This is a genomic window from Nocardia uniformis NBRC 13702 (genome assembly GCF_001613345.1).
Lineage (GTDB): Bacteria > Actinomycetota > Actinomycetes > Mycobacteriales > Mycobacteriaceae > Nocardia > Nocardia uniformis.
Window position 1 is genome coordinate 1 of record NZ_BDCE01000142.1, and the last position, 978, is coordinate 978.

Here is a 978-nt window from a genome sequence, read left to right on the forward strand (position 1 = left end):
CTAGACGAGTAAGTCCGAAGTCCGACCTGCGGGAATGGGTGAGGGCCTCGAGAATCTGTGTGTGACGACAGATATCGAAGCCCTCATCACGGCACTTTACGTGAAGATCGATGACGAATTGACCGGACCGCGCTGGACGGGGCGTCCACCGGTGTTGACCGACTCTGAGTTGGTGTGTGTCGCGGTGGCACAGTCGCTGCTCGGGTTCACCTCCGAAACCCACTGGCTGCGCTACGCGCGCAAGCATCTGAAGGGTCTATTCCCTTATCTGCCACAGCAATCCGGCTACAACAAGCGCCTGCGTGCGGCATTGGGGCTGGTCAAACGGATCATCCGGATGCTGGCCAAATCCAGCGACTTCTGGCTCGACGATTGCTGGATCGTGGACTCGACCCCGATACCGTGCGGGATGTCGCGGCCCACGGTGCAACGCTCCGACCTGGCAGGGTGGGCCGGATACGGCTACTGCGCCAGCCACTCCCGATTCTTCTGGGGGCTGCGCCTGTATCTGGTGTGTACTCCGGCGGGGATGCCGATCCTGTGGGCGCTGGCCGACCCCAAACTCGGCGAACGCGAGGTTCTGGCCGCGATGCTCGAGGTCGAAGCCGGTGTCGTCGCCGAACACCACGGCATCCTGTTGATCTCCGATAAGGGCTTCTCCGGCAACGATTTCGAGGAAATGTTGGCTGACTACGGGATCACTCTGCTGCGGCCCTCCCGAAAACGGGAGAAAGCCCGCCACGGCGAACCCCTGCTCAAGCAGATCCGCCAACTCATCGAATCAGTCAACGACACCCTCAAAGGACAACTCGACCTCGAAGACCACGGCGGCCGATCCTTCGACGGTGTCTCTATCCGCATCGCCCAACGCATCCTCGCCATGGCCGCCGCCATCTGGCACAACAACCTCATCGGCGCCCCCGTCACCAGGTCACTGATCGCCTACGACCACTGACCTGGCTTCGGACTTACTCGTCT

Annotated in this window: 1 protein-coding gene; it reads left to right on the plus strand. The window is 61.7% G+C overall.

Going from position 1 to position 978, the window contains the following annotated elements; all coding sequences use genetic code 11:
* Window positions 1-61: 61 nt before the first annotated feature.
* Complete coding sequence (locus NU1_RS39875) at window positions 62-955, plus strand: IS982 family transposase (protein ID WP_067529737.1); 894 nt, start codon at window positions 62-64, stop codon at window positions 953-955.
* Window positions 956-978 lie beyond the last annotated feature (23 nt).